15 protein-coding genes are annotated in these 16,970 nt (G+C 37.4%); 10 read left to right on the top strand and 5 right to left on the bottom strand.

Annotated elements, in window-relative coordinates:
- Positions 1-154 precede the first annotated feature (154 nt).
- The 4 genes from M3166_RS15510 (at position 155) to M3166_RS15525 (ending at position 2,812) form a co-directional block, all read left to right on the top strand.
- Positions 155-415, top strand: a complete 261-nt coding sequence (locus M3166_RS15510; RefSeq protein ID WP_251690758.1) for a hypothetical protein — start codon at positions 155-157, stop codon at positions 413-415.
- Positions 416-711: 296 nt separating this feature from the next.
- Positions 712-1,341 (top strand): nitroreductase family protein, encoded by a 630-nt coding sequence (locus tag M3166_RS15515; RefSeq protein WP_251690759.1) that lies wholly within the window; start codon positions 712-714, stop codon positions 1,339-1,341.
- 125 nt (positions 1,342-1,466) lie between these two features.
- Positions 1,467-1,895, top strand: coding sequence for a MarR family winged helix-turn-helix transcriptional regulator (locus M3166_RS15520; RefSeq protein ID WP_251690760.1), 429 nt, complete (start codon positions 1,467-1,469; stop codon positions 1,893-1,895).
- 200 nt (positions 1,896-2,095) lie between these two features.
- The gene (locus tag M3166_RS15525) at positions 2,096-2,812 is read left to right on the top strand and encodes a dihydropteridine reductase (RefSeq protein ID WP_251690761.1); all 717 of its coding nucleotides are present in this window, start codon (positions 2,096-2,098) and stop codon (positions 2,810-2,812) included.
- 85 nt (positions 2,813-2,897) lie between these two features.
- Here M3166_RS15525 and M3166_RS15530 read toward each other — a convergent pair whose 3' ends face one another.
- A complete protein-coding gene (locus tag M3166_RS15530; RefSeq protein ID WP_251690762.1) occupies positions 2,898-5,156 on the bottom strand; it encodes a S9 family peptidase in 2,259 nt (752 codons plus the stop codon).
- A 354-nt stretch (positions 5,157-5,510) separates the two neighbouring features.
- A complete protein-coding gene (locus tag M3166_RS15535) occupies positions 5,511-5,870 on the bottom strand; it encodes a MerR family transcriptional regulator (RefSeq protein WP_251690763.1) in 360 nt (119 codons plus the stop codon).
- 74 nt (positions 5,871-5,944) lie between these two features.
- Between M3166_RS15535 and M3166_RS15540 the strand changes: the two genes are divergently transcribed.
- On the top strand, positions 5,945-6,631 hold the full coding sequence (locus M3166_RS15540) for a type 1 glutamine amidotransferase domain-containing protein (RefSeq protein ID WP_251690764.1): 687 nt from the start codon (positions 5,945-5,947) through the stop codon (positions 6,629-6,631).
- Positions 6,632-6,727: 96 nt separating this feature from the next.
- On the opposite strand, the gene rlmD is transcribed toward M3166_RS15540, so the two are convergent.
- Positions 6,728-8,092, bottom strand: a complete 1,365-nt coding sequence (gene rlmD, locus M3166_RS15545) for a 23S rRNA (uracil(1939)-C(5))-methyltransferase RlmD (RefSeq protein ID WP_251690765.1) — start codon at positions 8,090-8,092, stop codon at positions 6,728-6,730.
- A 190-nt stretch (positions 8,093-8,282) separates the two neighbouring features.
- On the opposite strand from rlmD, the gene M3166_RS15550 reads away from it, so the two are divergent.
- Complete coding sequence (locus M3166_RS15550) at positions 8,283-9,968, top strand: methyl-accepting chemotaxis protein (protein WP_251690766.1); 1,686 nt, start codon at positions 8,283-8,285, stop codon at positions 9,966-9,968.
- A gap of 295 nt (positions 9,969-10,263) precedes the next feature.
- On the opposite strand, the gene M3166_RS15555 is transcribed toward M3166_RS15550, so the two are convergent.
- A complete protein-coding gene (locus M3166_RS15555) occupies positions 10,264-11,190 on the bottom strand; it encodes a diacylglycerol kinase (protein ID WP_251690767.1) in 927 nt (308 codons plus the stop codon).
- 175 nt (positions 11,191-11,365) lie between these two features.
- Positions 11,366-11,923, bottom strand: a complete 558-nt coding sequence (locus M3166_RS15560; protein WP_251690768.1) for a thioredoxin family protein — start codon at positions 11,921-11,923, stop codon at positions 11,366-11,368.
- Between the two features lie 354 nt (positions 11,924-12,277).
- Between M3166_RS15560 and M3166_RS15565 the strand changes: the two genes are divergently transcribed.
- The 4 genes from M3166_RS15565 to M3166_RS15580 all read left to right on the top strand — a co-directional run bounded on the left by M3166_RS15565 (position 12,278) and on the right by M3166_RS15580 (position 16,968).
- Positions 12,278-13,897 (top strand): peptide ABC transporter substrate-binding protein, encoded by a 1,620-nt coding sequence (locus M3166_RS15565; protein ID WP_251690769.1) that lies wholly within the window; start codon positions 12,278-12,280, stop codon positions 13,895-13,897.
- A 148-nt stretch (positions 13,898-14,045) separates the two neighbouring features.
- Positions 14,046-14,975, top strand: coding sequence for an ABC transporter permease (locus M3166_RS15570; protein ID WP_008405519.1), 930 nt, complete (start codon positions 14,046-14,048; stop codon positions 14,973-14,975).
- Positions 14,975-15,907: an ABC transporter permease gene (locus M3166_RS15575; protein WP_285848940.1), complete on the top strand. Its 933-nt coding sequence runs from the start codon at positions 14,975-14,977 to the stop codon at positions 15,905-15,907. The genes M3166_RS15570 and M3166_RS15575 overlap by 1 nt, the downstream gene beginning before the upstream one ends.
- Positions 15,908-15,921: 14 nt before the next feature.
- Complete coding sequence (locus tag M3166_RS15580; RefSeq protein WP_251690770.1) at positions 15,922-16,968, top strand: ABC transporter ATP-binding protein; 1,047 nt, start codon at positions 15,922-15,924, stop codon at positions 16,966-16,968.
- The last annotated feature ends 2 nt before the right edge of the window (positions 16,969-16,970 follow it).

The raw sequence follows: 16,970 nt of genomic DNA on the forward strand, positions 1-16,970 counted from the left end.
ATTTAATGTATAATTAAAATAAATATTTTAACCAGGAGTGACTGATATGAACCTTAACAAAATATTTATTGCCATCATACTCAGCCTGTAACGGTCCAATTTATTCTTTGGGGGACTTTTACAGGCTGAGCCCTAACCCAAGGAGTTGATGGTAATGAAACCACATACTAAAAATCGTAGTCGAGCCTATTTTCGACATCAGCGTGAAAGAGTCATTCAACGGAAACTTAAAATTGCGAAACAAATTGGATGGCATGCTCGCTATACCGGATATTTTGCAAAAGGGAAAATTCACTGTTCATGTTGGATGTGTTCTCAAAAAACGAAAATAGATGGATTTCCCCATTCACAAATCACTCAATTAGAACGCTTGAACAATCAATTATCCGAACACTATAAGGAATATCAAGATTAAGAATTTTTAGGCAGGAGGAATTTATTCCCCCTGTCTTTTTCATATGATTTTTTTAACCTCCCCCCAAAAAACGAATAGCTCCTTGCGGGAATTCCATAAGTCCCCTTACATTTGATTTAAATACTATAGAAGACTGCTCGTATATTTTTATACTCGGTATTCCTTTGCTGCTGCGAGCTAATTTATTTTATATCTTTCCGCTATCCAAATTCGAATAAGACATATGACTTGTCAACCATTGACTAATCAACTAAAATAAAAACCTATTCTAATTTCGATAAAGAAGGGTGAAAAAAATGTCACAACAAAAATCAGCTTTAGAAAAATTAATGGATGAACGTAAATCGGTTCGTAAATATGAATCTGGTGTTGCGATTCCTCGCGAGACAATTCAACATATACTTCAACAGGCAACAACAGCTCCATCATCAAGTAACCTGCAGCCTTGGCGCTTCCTTGTTATTGACGATCAGGAGCAAAAGAAAGAGTTGCGCATCGCTGGATTTAATCAGGAACAAATCGAAACATCCTCTGCAATTATTGCAGTCATTGGCGATATCGAAATGTATAAAAATGCCAAGCAAATTAATGATTTAAATGTTGAGTTAGGCTATATGCCACGTGAAATTGCAGATATGATGATTTCAAATTCCGAAGCATCGTACAGCAATTTTTCTGATGCTGAACGCAGTAATATTGCACATTTGGATTCAGGTTTAATTTCTATGCAAATCGTACTTTTAGCGAAGGATATGGGCTATGACACAGTAATAATGGGCGGCTTTGATAAAGCTGCATTCGCTAAAAGATATGAGCTGCCTGCCAATGAGGTGCCGATGATTTTAATTGCTATCGGAAAGGCTGCTATGCCAGCTCGTAATTCATCACGCTTACCATTCGAACAAATTATTCGTTTCTCTAGCTAATGGACTTATAGGGTCCTTTGCCTGACATGTTCAATTGAAATTTTTTTGACTTTATCCGAATGAACGGAAATGCTACCATATAGGGATACTTGGAACGAAGAGCAATCAATGTAAGGAGGTATAGTATGGAAGTTTGTTTGGATGATAAAAAACAGATGATCATGATGTTAAAAAGATTAGACCGTCATGTAACGCAAATATTTGAAAAAAGAACAGAAGTCAGTTTAACGAGATATGAAATATTAGTTTCTTTATTAAAAAAAGGAAGCGTTTCTCAAAAGGTTCTGCAACAATCCTTAGCTATCGATCAATCTGCAATTACGCGCCATTTAAAGCTGCTTGAAGAACAGCAATATGTAGAACGACAACGCAATGCAAAAAACAACCGAGAAGTTCTTGTAACGATTACCGATAAAGGACGAGCATTACTTGAAGGTTGCACAATGTTTAAAGATCAATTTCTGAATGACCTTTATGAAGATTTTTCAGATAGCGAATTACAGCAGCTTAAACAGTTTCTTACGCGCTTAAACCATAATGTAGAGAAGCTTTAATCGTTGCATAATAATAAAATAAGAAGAACGATTTTCTGTATCCAGGAAATCGTTCTTCTTTTATTGCTCTCATAACCCTTTCTACTACTGGCGTTTCCAATAAATTAACGTAATTACGGATGATTTTAAATGAGAATGTTTATCATCTGTGATATACTATAACTATAAAGAAAATAAGCATTATTTAAGGAGAATGTTTTATGCAAATATACTGGACGAAAATAAACAAAATTATTGATGAAACAACAGAAGTTAAAACGTTTTTGCTCGACCTTCCTGAAGGCTTTACATGGGAAGAAGGTGCCCACACACACCTTGCATTAGAAGGTTTCAATGCTGGTGATCAGCCAAATAAAAGCTTAGTTCGTCATATGTCAATCTCCACGTTACCAAATGAGCAGACTGTCGGGATTACAACTCGCATAAGAGAACTGTGCTCTGAATTTAAATCGATTTTAAGAAATCTAAAAGTCGGCGATAAAGTTGCACTATTTAAAATTCATTCAAATGTACCCCTGAAAAGAGAAGATAAAAATATTTATTTATTATCTTCCGGTGTAGGTCTTGCAACGTTCAGACCGCTTGTACTTACTTATTTGGAACGCCCTGATAACATCAATCGTATTCATTCTCTTAATATTGATTCAACAAAGAACTTCTTATTTACTGATGTTTTTGAATCTGCACCTGATAAAAATTTCACATCACAGTATGTTGATAATCGAAAAGATTACTATGAAGAAGCTAAAAAACTTGCTGCAGATCCGGACGGACTATTTTATGTTGTCGGCAGCGACGAGTTTATTATGCAAAACATTGACGTGTTGCGTGAGCAAGGAATCAAACCGGAACAAATTATCCTTGATAAACGTGAACGACAATTACCTAATTTCTTCCCGGTTGAATCTACAATTTAATTAATTATATGAAACGGGGCTATCCGAAAAAGTATTCTGCTTTTCGGATAACCCCGTTTTTAATATTCTATAGATTTTTTATAGTTTACTTTAAATATTCCGCAAAGAAGTCTACCAATGCGTTATAAAATTCAATTCGGTTTTCTTCATTTGCAAAGCCGTGTCCTTCATTATCTTTTACCATATACTCAACTTCCACACCTCTATTTTTAAGTGCCTGTACGATTTGGTCTGATTCTTGTTTATTCACACGTGGATCATTCGCCCCTTGTGCTACAAATAAAGGTGTTTTGATTTTATCGACATGGAAAACCGGTGAAGCAGCTTTTAACAGTTCCTTATCTTTTTCAGGGTGGCCTACACGCTCATAGAACATATTTCGTTGTGTTTCCCAATATGGAGGGATTGTTTCCAGTAATGTAAAGATGTTTGAAACCCCTACATAATCAACAGCTGCGGCATATAAGTCTGGTGTGAATGTTATACCGGCCAAAGTTGCATACCCCCCAAAGGAAGCACCGTAAATACCGATTTTTTCTGCATCAGCAATGCCTAAATCAATTGCCCATTGAACCCCATCTGTAATATCATCCTGAATTTTTAATCCCCATTGTTTGTTGCCCGCTTCAAGGAAATCTTTACCGTAGCCTGTGGATGATCTAAAGTTCACTTGAAGAACTGCATAGCCTTGATTAGCTAATAACTGTACTTCATTATTAAAGCCCCACATATCACGTGCCCATGGTCCACCATGCGGAATGACAACTAACGGTAAATTTTCAGCTATTTTATTTTTTGGTAGTGTTAAATAACCATGGATTATTAGACCGTCTCTCGCTTCATAGGAAATAGAACGCATCTCCGCTAAATTACCAGCATCCAACCATGAGCCTAACTCTGCTAATAATGTCATTGTTTCTGTTTCAGCGTCATAATAATAATACTTTCCATACACAGTATCGCTTGAAACACTTACGATAAATTTCGTCATTTCCTTATTGTAATCGTTAATCCCTAATTCACTTGAACTTACACCGAGTTGGTCTTTCATTTTATTGAAAAGATTTTCAAACTCGCTATCGAAGAAATTATAGTGAACTTTATCCGTGATATACGCAGCGTAAAGAAGTTGATCTTTTGTTGAGCTGTAAAGAGCCCCTGAAATATCTACGAGTGGATTTGAGAAAACTACTTCTTCTTTGCCCTCTAAATCATATTTTACTAGTGCCGCTTTATCTCGACCCTTATCAGATACGGCATAAATAGATTGATTGTCTCGAGAAAATCCTAGCGGTGAAACTGTTTCACCAGCATCAATCGAGATAAAGGGCTGGAACTCCTCTTCTTCTGTTTCACGATATAAAACAGCACCTACTACACCGTCAGATGCTACAGCCATTCGAATTTGTCCATTGCTATCGGGAATCCAGCTTAAAATATTCCCAGGATTTTTTGCTACTAACTTTGTTGCACCTGTCTTTAAGTTTAATTTATAAACATCAAATACCGTTGCATCTTCTTTGTTCATCATGATTAAAATTTCATCTTCAACATCTTTTAAATAATCAATAGGAAGTACAACAACATTCGGGTACGGCGTTAAATCTTTTTCTTCTGCACCGTTAAATGTAGACGAGTAAATATGATAATTTTCGTCTCCCCCGTTATCCTTCAAATAATACATACTATTATCTTTCCAGAAAAGCCCCGCAATATCTCGATCAGTTGTACTTGTTACTCGCACAGGCTCGCTCTCATCAGCCATGTTCTTTATAAACACATTTAAGCGACTTTGCCATTCAGCAGCGTAAGCGATGTATTGGCCATCTGGAGACATTTGATAACCTAAACTACCGGGATTCCGCATAAAATCTTCGACAGAGATTTCCTGTACCCCTGTGTTATTAATATCTTTGTTTTGATATTGCTTTACATTACTAAACATTTTGGAAACCTTTGCTTTTGTAATCGGCTGGAAATCCGAAATACCTTTAAATAAGCCTAGTTTTTCAGCTGTTTTTCTATAATCATCGAGCGTTTCCTCATTTGTTTCTGCACCAAGTGCTTTTACTAAAATAAGTGCAGACTGATTTTCAGTAATATAGTTGCTTGTATTTTCGAACTCATAATCACCAAGCCAATTTCCGATGACTTCTGCTCTCATATAGTCTGACGCATGCTGAAATGTTAAAGCTGTGACAGCTTCTTCAAGAAAAGCATCAATGGTTACTCGTGACTCTTGACTTGCTGCTAACTCATTTGTAGAATTGTTTGCTAAAGCTGAAAATGGTAACGAGACTAATAATGACATCGTTAACATAACTGATAAAAAGGTTTTTTTCACAATATCCCCTCCTTGATTAATATAAATTTAATAATAACTCACAGAATTATTTATGTAACATATAATTCAAATTATTCAATATTTTTACATATTTATAAATTTAAATTCCATAACAATACATATTTTTGAAACTTCTTTGTAGCACAAACGTATATTATTGATTTTCTCAAGTTTAGTGAAATAACAGGAGCATTCAAACATTTTAAAGAAGGTCACGCTCAAGGCAGCTGTTTTTCATCCCCATTTGTTATTATGCTTCCTGTAAATTAATGATATTGACAAGTTATGTTTTCATTTTAAAACAACAAAAAAGCCGAATGATGTAGTAGAATCACTCAGCTTAATCTTTTAACGTTATTTTAAATCTGTATCTGATAATGCAGGAATTATTTTCTGATCAATTTCACTAATAAAAGAATTTAAAATGCCAATTTGCTCTTCTAGTTTTTCCTTGTGCTGAATTAATATAGCTTGTGTATTAATCTCTTCCTGCTCTAAATTCAGCGTTGATATATTTTCTCTTATATCCTCAATTGACATGCCTAGACTTCGAAAACATTTAATTAATTTTAAAAGTTCAATATCTTGTTCATCAAATATTCGATGCTTTTGTTCATTTCTTTTTATTGGTGGAATTAAATCTATTTTTTCATAGTATCGAATTGAACTTGCAGGTATTTCAATTAAGAGGCTCGCTTGTTGAATTGTATACACGAGGTGTCCTCCTTGACTTAAAGTATGGTTTAACCTATAAGCTTGATAGTATCAAATTTAAAGGAGATTGTATAATGAAAAAGATATTATTAGTAGTAACGAATACCTCTAAGTATCCCAATTTAGATCGTGCAACAGGATTATGGTTAGGAGAAGCTGTTCACTTTGCAGCTGAAATGGAAAAAGCAGGATATGAAATTGATTATGTGAGCCCTAAAGGTGGTTATACGCCACTCGACCCGCATAGTTTGCAACCGGAACAAATGACCGAATTAGATTGGAAGTATTACACAAATACTGATTTCTTAAATAAACTAAGCACTACTTTGTCCGCTGACTCTATTAACCCAAATGATTATGCTGCTATCTATTATGCAGGTGGCCATGGAGTTATGTGGGATTTCGCAGAAGACGAAAACCTGCAAAACATTGCAAGCACTATTCACGCTAACGGTGGTGTTGTTTCTGCTGTTTGTCATGGAGTTGTTGGATTATTAAATATTAAAAATGGTGATGGTGAATATTTAATTAAAAATACTAAAGTGACTGGTTTTACTAACACAGAAGAAATTGCTGTTGGACTAGATAAAGTCGTTCCATTTTTAACTGAAGATGAACTTGTTCGTAAAGGTGCTAATTACGTAAAAGATGCTGATTGGTCAGTATTCACTGTAACTGATAATCGTATTGTTACAGGACAAAATCCTGCATCAGGTGGCGCAGTTGCCAAAGATGTAATTAAATTATTAAAATCACTTTAATACAAATTAACTCAAAAAATTGTTTTTAACCTCAAAAAAGCTGTGCTAAAATCCCCATACAATGTGGATTTTTGACACAGCTTTTTTATTGTATTTCTATACTAACTCCAACCAAGCAACCGCTTCACAGTGCGTCGTGTGCGGGAACATATCGACCGGCTGTACTTCCTGCGTTTTATATCCGCCGTCTTCTAAAATACGGAGGTCGCGCGCAAGGGTTGCGGGATTGCACGATACGTAAACTACACGCTTCGGTTTTTGCTCGATGATTGTACTCAGTAACGCTTCATCACAGCCTTTACGCGGTGGGTCGACTACTAATACATCTGCCTCTTTACCTTCTTTGTACCAGCGGGGAATGACTTCCTCAGCCGGGCCTGCTTCGAAATATGTGTTTGTAAAACCGTTTAATGCAGCATTGCGTTTTGCGTCCTCGATTGCCTGCTCGACAATTTCAACACCCATTACATGACCAGCCTTTTGGGCTAAAAACAGTGAGATGGATCCGATACCGCAGTATGCGTCGATTACGCGTTCATTGCCTGTCAGCTGCGCATAATCGAGTGCCTGCTTATAAAGCACTTCTGTTTGAACCGGGTTGACTTGATAAAACGAACGTGCCGAAATTTCAAAGCGGACATTGCCGATTGTATCTTCAATTGTATCCTTGCCCCAAAGTGTGAATGTATCGTTGCCGAAAATTACATTTGTTTTCTCGCCATTTACATTTTGCACAATTGAAGTGACATTTGGAATAAGTGCCCGGATTTTTTCGATTGCCGCGCTCGTCTGCGGGAACTTTTTAGATTTTGTAACAAGTACGACCATCACTTCTCCTGTTGCACGTCCTTTACGAACGACCACGTGACGCAGCATGCCTTGATGGGATTTTTCATCATATGGACGCATACCTAAAATTTCTAATTCACGTTTCAAATCTGCCATAACAACATCGGCTTCCCCTGTTTGAATTAAGCAACGTTCCATATCAACGATTGAGTGTGACTTCGTTTTATAGAAGCCTGCCACCATTTGTCCTGCTTCGTTTTGCGCGAAAGGTATTTGTGATTTGTTGCGGTAATGCCAAGGCTCTTCCATCCCTTTTACCGGAAGGACAGGCGCATCGATTTTACCAAGACGCTTCATCACATTTGCAACCATATTTTGTTTCCATTTTAATTGTCCCTCATACGAAAGATGCTGTAATTGGCATCCCCCACATTGCGAGAAATAGACACATGGCGCTTCTACACGATCAGGTGACTTTTCCAGTATATTTATAACTTTTGCAAAGCCATAATTTTTTAATGTTTTCATAACATGAATTTCGGCAGTTTCTCCAGGAAGTGCCCCTTGTATAAATAATGGATAGCCATCAATTTTCGCGACGCCATTGCCATCATGTGTTAAATCTTCTATATAAACTGTTTGACGATCATTTTTTTTAATTGGTGCAGACATGTTCATTTCTTCCTCTCATTTCAATCACTTTATTGTACCACGCTCCATATATTTTGCACTTATTATACTTTCTACTAACATTCTGACTAATCCCAATTATTACTTTTGTTCTAGTATTCAGTAAGTATTACCTATATAATTTACCTTATAGCTCTAATAATTCTATTAATTTCAAGGAGAAGAAAAAAACATGTCAGTTCGCAAAAAACTTAATATAGGCTTTATTTTAATCGGGATGATTCTTCTGCTTTCAATCGGATTTGCAACCGTTCAGTTTTTCCGTATTGGTGATGAAGTTTCCAAAGCCGTTGATGTACAGATGGCACAGGTTACTCGTATTAATGATATTCAGCAGCACATATTATCCCAAGGGATTTATGCACGTGCCTATGCAGTAGACCCTTCTCAAAATAACTTGGATTCACTAAACAGCCATACAACAAGCCTCGTTCAATTAATTGAAGAGGTACAAGGTGAGAATATTTTAGCAGAAGCGACACCGGTTATTACTAACTTAAAGGATCAGTCGGAAATAATCGCTGGGCAAATTGATAAGGTCATTTCATCTGTACAGTCACGTGATATTTCATCCGCTCTTTCAATGGTGAACGGCGATTATACATATACGAGCGTATTCACGAGCGAACTTGCGGAGAAAGTGGAACAAATCGAAAACAAAGAGCTTGATAAAGTGGTAAACAATACGAAAGACATGATCTCACTTTCTACGATTTTGTCGATTATTTTCATTATTATTACGCTTATTGTCATCGGCTTTTATATGGTGTATACGAAATATGGCATTACACAGCGTCTCCAATCCATTACAAATGATCTGGAACAAATTGCAGATGGAAATATTAAAGTTTTACATAAACCGGTTCACACAAAAGATGAATTCGGTATGCTGTCGAATGCGTTCATTTCATTGCAGCGTAATTTTGAGGACTTATTAATAAGCATTCAGCAAAATGCAAATCAGCTTAGCTCTTCGGCGGATGCACTTATGAAAAACAGCGGGACGATTTCTTCGGAAACAGCCCATATTAAAGAACTGATCGAGCATACTGCACAGACAGCCGCAACGATGACAATTGGTGCAAATGAAAGTGCGCTTGCTGTAGATGAAACTGCACAGGGAATTAACTCGATCGCACGGGCAACACAGGACCTGCATAGTAGTGCGGTGACATTGACACAGTTTGCCAATGATGGGGTAAAGATTATTGATGAAGCGATGCAGCAAATGGAAACAGTACATGCATCGACTCAATCGATTTCCAACCTATCCAGTGTCTTAATCGAACAGTCGGGACAAATCAGTACAATAACAAAAGCTATTACTGATATCGCGGATCAGACAAATCTGCTTGCCTTAAATGCTGCCATTGAAGCTGCCAGGGCTGGTGAACATGGGAAAGGCTTTGCTGTTGTTGCAGATGAAGTCCGCAAACTCGCGGAGCAATCCAAAAAGTCGGCAAATGAAATTGTACATTTAACTGAAACGATTCAGCACAATTCCCAAAATGTTGGCGAAGCGGTGGAAAGCAGTCTCAAACGTGCAAATGATGGTGTCGTTATTATCGATCGTGCCGGTCAGTCGTTTCATACGATTACCGATAGTATTTACAATATAACGGAGCGTGTAGAACATATCTCTGCTACATCACAGCAAATTTCAGCAAGCTCTGAAGAAGTTGCCGCTTCCGTCATCGAAATTTCGCTAGGTACAGAAAAAACGATGACGGACGTAGAGCAAGTAGCCAATGCAACTCAACTTCAAACTGAAATTGTCGTTGAAATGGAAGAGCTGTCTAAGCGACTAGCTAATCAGGCCAAACAGCTCCAACAAAGTATGGAGAAGTTTACATTGTAGAATAAATTGATTTAAATTACCTTCACTTTAACGGTTTTCACTTGTTGAAGTGGAGGTTTTTTAGAAGTTTCTCATTGTTTATTAGAACAACTTTTCGTTTATTAGAAAAGTTGAGGGATGCTTTCTACAGGGGGTTAGAGTGCTCTTTCTTATGAGAAGGTACGGATTTTAGAACAATGGTGTACTTTATTAGAAGATGTTAAAAGGCTATTAGAACATTCTTTGGGTTTATTTGAACATCTCAGCCCGAACTAAAAAACTCACAAGGGCATTCCACTACCCTTGCAAGTTTTAGTTAAATTACTTCTTCATCTGTTTCAATTTCACGAATTTTATCGATTGGCACGAATACTTCAATATGCCGTTTTAAATTTTGGAAAACAGCTGGTGCATCCCCGCCATATTCCCCGTCCAGATTTAAATGCACTTCCTGATCAGATGATACGACAACACGGCTAGCTTTTCGGTAAATGAGACGCTCGTCGGATAAATGCTCGCCACGTAATGCGAGTGAAGCAATACGTATGAAATCAGCAATATTGCATTCCTTTAAGATCATAACTGTAAACAGTCCGTCATTAATCGATGCATCGGGTGCTATTTTTTCGAAACCGCCTACTGAATTTGTTAAGCCACATAAAAACATCATCGCTTTTCCATCAAACTCTTCATCATCCATCTGGATTTTCATATGAGTTGCTTTAATAGAAGGAATCATTTCAATTGCCTTCAAATAATACGCCATTTGTCCAAGTACCGTTTTCATTCTGCTCGGTACTTCGTATGTCAGCTCGGTAATTCGCCCGCCTGCAGCAATGTTAATGAAATAGCGGTCGTCATTCAAAATACCGACATCGACAGGTATTGTATCGCCTGCAAGAATGATGTTTAGTGCTTCTTCAACATTTCGGGGAATACGAACAGCCCGTGCAAAGTCATTTGTCGTCCCCATTGGAATTAAACCAAGCTTTGGCCGTTTTTCGCATTGACTAACACCTGCCACTACTTCATTTAACGTACCGTCTCCACCTACTGCAATTACAACATCAAATTCTCGTCTTACAGCTTCAATTGCAGCTTTTGTTGCATCACCTTCACCAGTCGTTGCATGGCATGAAGTTTCATATCCGGCTATTTCGAGTTTCTCCAATACTTCCGGAAGATGTCTCTTAAATACTTCACGACCCGAAGTTGGGTTATATATAATTCTCGCTCTTTTCATATTGATCTCATCCTGATTAATTATATTTTTCATCCTGTCCAAAGTATACTGCTGTCTGTTTTAGAAAAGCAACAATAGTACCCAGGATATTCTCTTCAATAATACGCATTAAATAGAAAAAAGTTCCTACTATATTATATAGTAAGAACTCGTAAAAATAACAGGTTAAGTAAAATTAAATAGCTGCACTTACTTTATTTTTAAAATCTTCATATACGTAGATCCACAGCTTTGAATCATTTACATATTGTCCGCGCATATTTTCGTATACCGCTTTTTGTGCTTCTTCAAATGACGGATCTTCTTTATCCGGTAAAGTCGAACGTAAATCAGTTACAAGCTGCTGTAATTGTGGTGCACGTGGTCCCCATGCAGTAATTACTTCCCCGGCTTCATTTAAAATTAAATACATTGGAATAGCTCGTCCGCCATTTGTTAAATAACGGTCGATCAAATCTGTATCCGCATCACGTAAGGCCGTACGAATTTCCACACCTGCCGCTTCTGCTACTTTACGGATGATTGGATTGTTAATCATCGCATCACCGCACCAGTCTTCCGTAATCGCTAAAATATGGACATTAGCATTTTTCAGCTTTTCAATAAAAGCTGTATCTTCCGGAAGTTCAAAGCTCTCATAAATCGCAAAGCTTTGTTCTTTCAGTTGAGACATTGCATCCATATATTCCTTCATTGATTTGCTCTCTTCAAAATATTGTTGTTCTGTTTTCATATATATACCACCTTTCATTTCTCTCTTCTATTTTGCACGTTTTAAAGAAAAAAAGAAAGTTTTATGTGTCAAAATTGTTACACAATAATACAATTCAAAATTTTCAAAACAAATTGCATAAGATAGCAGATTTTTGTTATTTTCGAGAATATTAAAGCGACTAATTCTTTTGCTCAAATAACGTTACATTATTGTGAAATAATTAAAAATATTCTTAATAGTCTTACTTATTAGTATCTATAAAAAATTTTTAATATAGTATATATTTCTTATAAATATTCTGATATATTAAAATAACACATCAAAAAATTATCAGAAAATTTAATTTACATGATTTTCTAGGAGGGGTTATTTATGAAACGCAATAAAAAGGTCGCATTGACTGCTACAGCACTTTCATTATCTGCATTACTTGCAGCTTGTGGTGGTGGAGAAGAAACAAAATCTACATCATCTGGAGATGGTGAAAAAGAATTAGATTTACTAATCACTTCGGAGCCGCCTTCATTACATCCACAATTGGCTTCAGATACAACTTCTGGTGCAATTTTAGAAAGCACATTCGAAGGGTTAACAACAATGGTTGATGGCGAGCCAGTTCTTGCTGCTGCTGAAGATTATAAACTATCTGATGATCTTTTAACTTACACTTTCACTTTACGTGACGCAAAATGGTCAAATGGTGAAAAAGTAACTGCTGAAGATTTTGCATACGCTTGGAAATGGGCATTAAACCCGGAAAATGCGTCTGAATATTCTACAATCCTTTATCCTATTAAAGGAGCAGAGGCATACAACAACGGTAAAGGTACTGCTGAAGATGTTGCAATTAACGTAATCGATGAAAAAACATTAGAAGTAACGTTAAACGCTCCAACTCCATATTTCTTGGAATTAACAGCATTCAAAACGTTCTATCCAATTCATAAAGCAACAGCTGAAGCGGATCCAAAATGGTACACAGAAGCAGATACATATGTATCTAACGGTGCATTCAACTTAACTACTTGGAACCATTCAGGCGATATCGTTTTAGAGAAAAGTGATACTTACTGGGATACTAAAAATGTAGATATCGATACAGTAAACATTGCAATGGTTGAGTCTGAAACAACTCAAATGACAATGTTTGATGCTGGCGAAGTTGATTTCCTAGGAGCTCCTTACGGAACAATCTCTCTTGATGCAATCGACCGCTTAAAATCAGAAGATAAATTAAACGTTTCTGATATGTCATCTATTTACTGGTACAAGTTCAATACAGAAGATCCAGTAATGCAAAACGAAAACATTCGTAAAGCATTAGCATTGGCAATCGACCGTGAAGGCTTAATCAGTAATGTAGTAAAAGGTGAACAAGAACCTGCATTAGGTATCGTGCCAAACTCTGTAGAAGGCTTCGGCGATGATGAAGGATACTTCAAAGATGCTGATTTCGAAGAAGCGAAGAAATATTTAGAGGCTGGTCTGAAAGAATTAGGCTTAGCTAGCGCTAAAGATTTAGAAGTAAAAGTTTCATACAACACTTCTGAAGCTCACTCTGCAATCGCACAATTCATTCAACAAGGATGGTCATCGAATTTAGGTATTACTGTTAAACTTGATAACTCTGAGTGGCAAGTATACTTAGATAAAATCGGTAATGGCGATTACCAAATTGGTCGACTTGGTTGGGGCGCTGACTACAACGATGCGTATACATTCCTAGAAATGTATAACTCTGCTGAAAACGGCAATAACCAAACTGGCTGGTCGAACGAAGAGTACACTGCATTATTAAATGAGTCAATTACTGAAACAGATCCGGCAAAACGTACGGAAAAATTATTGGCTGCTGAAGCAGTAATTATGGAAGAAATGCCAGTAGCACCAATTTACTACAACACTAACTTAAACGTTGTATCTGATGAAGTAGAAAATATGGCTCCAGATGCTTTAGGTAACATTAACCTTAAATACGTTAAAGTGAAGTAATTTTAACTAGTTAGTATTTACCCCTACGATGGTCGATATAATCTCAAAAAATCATCGTAAATAGGGAGTGCCTCGAAATTATATTTCGGGCACTCCCTTTCACAGTTTTATCGAATTTTCAAAATAGTATAAAAAGGAGGTACGGACATTGCTTAACTTTATTATTAAACGATTACTCTATATCGTACTTGCAATGTACTTAATTATTACAGCAACGTTCTTCTTAATGCAGCTTGCTCCCGGTAGCCCGTTTACAAGCGAACGTGAATTGCCACCTGCTATCGAAGAACAGTTAAACGCGAAATACGGGTTGGATAATCCTTGGTATATCCAATATAAAGACTATTTAGTAGACACGATGACCTTTGATTTTGGGGAGTCAATGAAATACAAAGGCCGTTCCACAAATGACATTATCGCAGAAAGCTTCCCTGTATCCCTTGCTTTAGGTCTTCAGGCGATGGTTTTAGCTATTGGTCTTGGTGTTTTACTCGGTGTTGTTTCTGCACTGTATCATAATCGCTTCGGAGATTATGCCGCGACAATCTTTGCAATTTTAGGGATTTCAGTTCCCTCATTCATTTTAGCCGGACTATTACAGTATTACTTGGCATTTGAAGCTGGCTGGTTCCCGGTAAGTGGCTGGAAAGGATTCGCCTATACGATTTTACCTTCGTTGGCAATCGCTGTTACCCATGCCGGATTTATCGCCAAACTTACTCGTTCTAGTATGTTGGAGCAAAACAATAGTGAGTATGTAAAGCTTGCTCGTGCAAAAGGTCTAGGAAAATGGACAATCGTGTTCAAGCACTCTTTACGTAATGCATTATTGCCGGTTGTAACGTATTTAGGCCCACTATTTGCCGGTGTTATTACAGGTTCGTTCGTTATTGAACAGATTTTTGCGGTGCCAGGACTTGGCCGCCATTTCGTAACAAGTATTACAAACCGTGACTATACGGTAATTATGGGTACGACTGTGTTCTATTCATTAATTTTATTACTGGCTGTATTAATCGTAGACATTTTATACAGTGTCATCGATCCACGTATTAAATTGAAAGGAGCGAAAAAATAATGGCTCAAAACGAACAGCAAATACCAAAAGTATCAGCTGACATGTTCGATGTTGTCGGTCGTTCAGAAAATACAGATGCCCTTTCTAAAAAGCAAGTATCTTATTGGAAAGAAGTATTTTATCGCTTCTCTCATAACAAGTTAGCTGTAATCGGGTTAATCCTTCTTATTATAATTGCAGGATTTGCAATTTTTGCGCCCATGTTCTCTTCTTATACATATGAACAGAATGTTGGGTTATACAATACGGCTCCTTCTGCAACACATTGGTTCGGTACGGATGACCTTGCGCGTGATATTTTCGTCCGTGCATGGGAAGGTGCCCGAATTTCATTATTCATCGGTATTACTGCCGCTGTAATTGACTTAATTATCGGTGTTTTGTGGGGAAGTATTGCAGGTTTGGCAGGTGGTCGTGTCGATAATATTATGATGCGTATCGCAGATGTATTGACTGCAATCCCTTATTTATTAGTAGTAATTATATTATTGGTAATCATGGAACCTGGTTTAATTCCTATGATTATCGCCCTTTCCATTACAGGTTGGGTAAACATGGCACGAATTGTACGAAGTGAAGTACTGAAAATTAAAAATCAGGAGTACGTACTTGCTGCTCGTACATTAGGCGCAAATCAATGGCACATCATTAAACGTCACTTAATCCCAAATGCAATGGGTGCTATTTTAGTAACAATGACAATGACTATTCCAAGTGCAATTTTCACAGAGAGTTTCTTAAGCTACTTAGGTTTAGGAGTTCAGGCTCCTTTAGCCAGCTGGGGTACAATGGCCTCTGAAGGTTTCAAAGCACTTCAATCTGCACCATGGCGATTATTGTTCCCTGCAGCTTTAATCTCGATTACAATTTTCGCATTTAACGCAGTTGGAGACGGCTTACGTGACGCACTTGATCCGAAATTACGTAAATAAGGAGAGTGTACGCAATGAAGAAAAAAGTATTAGAAGTAAACGACTTACGTATTAATTTCAAAACGTACGCTGGTGTCGTACAAGCCGTACGCGGAGTAAGCTTTGAATTATACGAAGGCGAAACATTAGCAATCGTTGGTGAATCCGGTTCAGGAAAATCAGTAACGAGTAATGCATTGATGAAGTTAATTCCACAACCACCTGGTATTTATGCCGGTGGTGAAATCAACTTCAATGGTCGCAATATTATCCCTTTATCGGAAAAAGAAATGATGCAAGTTCGCGGAAATGATATTTCAATGATTTTCCAAGACCCCATGACTGCATTAAACCCAACAATGCGTATCGGGTCGCAAATTACCGAAGTGCTTTTAAAGCATAATAAAGTTAAAAATAAGGATGAAGCAAAAAAACGTGCGGTTGAGTTACTTGATCAAGTAGGTATCCCTTTCCCTGAAAAACGTTATAAGTCTTACCCTCATGAACTATCAGGCGGAATGCGTCAACGTGTTGTCATCGCCATCGCACTTGCAGCCGATCCGAAGCTTTTAATTGCCGACGAGCCAACAACTGCGCTTGATGTAACAATTCAGGCCCAAATTTTAGAGCTGATGAAAGAACTTCAAAAGAAATCAAATACGTCAATTATTTTCATTACACATGATTTAGGTGTTGTAGCAAATGTTGCGGACCGTGTTGCGGTAATGTATGCAGGTCAAATCGTTGAGTATGGTACTGTGGAAGATATTTTCTACAATCCGCAGCACCCGTATACTTGGGGACTTCTTGGCTCTATGCCGGACTTAAACAACTCTACTGATGAGTTGTTGATGGCGATTCCGGGTTCACCGCCAAACTTGATCGATCCACCTAAAGGCGATGCATTTGCCCCTCGTAATGAGTTTGCAATGAAAATCGATTTTGAAATGGAACCGCCAATGTTTAAAGTATCGGATACACACTACGCAAAAACTTGGCTACTGCATCCTGATGCACCAAAAATGCCTGTTCCTGATGCGGTAGCACGCCGTATTAAAGGCTATCAACAGGAGGGCATGTAATT

The sequence above is a fragment of the Solibacillus isronensis genome (assembly GCF_023715405.1).
In the GTDB taxonomy this organism is placed as follows: Bacteria; Bacillota; Bacilli; order Bacillales_A; family Planococcaceae; genus Solibacillus; species Solibacillus isronensis_B.